Source organism: Pseudomonas sp. 22515, from assembly GCF_052044625.1.
In the GTDB taxonomy this organism is placed as follows: Bacteria; Pseudomonadota; Gammaproteobacteria; order Pseudomonadales; family Pseudomonadaceae; genus Aquipseudomonas; species Aquipseudomonas alloputida.
This window is the reverse complement of the sequence record NZ_JBQENN010000049.1, coordinates 12527-13216: the sequence shown is the minus strand read 5'-3', so window position 1 is coordinate 13216 and position 690 is coordinate 12527. Positions and strand designations below refer to the sequence as shown.

Genomic DNA, 690 nt, shown 5'->3' with positions numbered 1-690 from the left:
CCCCTAGGGGACTCGAACCCCTGTTACCGCCGTGAAAGGGCGGTGTCCTAGGCCACTAGACGAAGGGGACGTAACCTTCGTGCCGATCCGCTAACGCGAACCGCGGCAAAATTGGTGGAGCTAAGCGGGATCGAACCGCTGACCTCCTGCATGCCATGCAGGCGCTCTCCCAGCTGAGCTATAGCCCCGGATTTCTAGCCTCGCGGCCCAGCGACATAACAACATCGCTTGTGTAAAACTGGCGTCCCCTAGGGGACTCGAACCCCTGTTACCGCCGTGAAAGGGCGGTGTCCTAGGCCACTAGACGAAGGGGACGAACCTTCTTACCTTCAAGACCTGGTTGCTGGACCCGGTCTTGCTTATCAGCCTTGGCTGCTAAGCGGAATTTGGTGGAGCTAAGCGGGATCGAACCGCTGACCTCCTGCATGCCATGCAGGCGCTCTCCCAGCTGAGCTATAGCCCCACAATGTCGCTTTGAACTGAACCGCTGGCTGGGTGCCTGGCGTTTCGTTTTCGTTCATCGCTGTGGACGGGGCGCATATTAAGTTCGGATTGCAGGGCTGTCAAACTAATTTTTAAAAATATCCAAAAATTTTTTCACAGATAACAATCACTTACCGCCCTGCTCCACTCAATCCGGCTACTTGGTCCTCAGGGAAATGCCTGTGGGAGCGGCCTTGTGTCGCGAAA

4 tRNA genes are annotated in these 690 nt (G+C 56.1%); all 4 read right to left on the bottom strand.

Annotated elements, in window-relative coordinates:
• The 4 genes from ACTJJN_RS26330 to ACTJJN_RS26315 all read right to left on the bottom strand — a co-directional run bounded on the left by ACTJJN_RS26330 (position 1) and on the right by ACTJJN_RS26315 (position 463).
• Positions 1 to 70 (bottom strand) — tRNA-Glu (locus ACTJJN_RS26330).
• 42 nt (positions 71 to 112) lie between these two features.
• Positions 113 to 188 (bottom strand) — tRNA-Ala (locus ACTJJN_RS26325).
• Between the two features lie 51 nt (positions 189 to 239).
• A tRNA-Glu gene (locus ACTJJN_RS26320) sits at positions 240 to 315 on the bottom strand.
• Between the two features lie 72 nt (positions 316 to 387).
• Positions 388 to 463: transfer RNA gene (locus ACTJJN_RS26315), tRNA-Ala, on the bottom strand.
• Positions 464 to 690 lie beyond the last annotated feature (227 nt).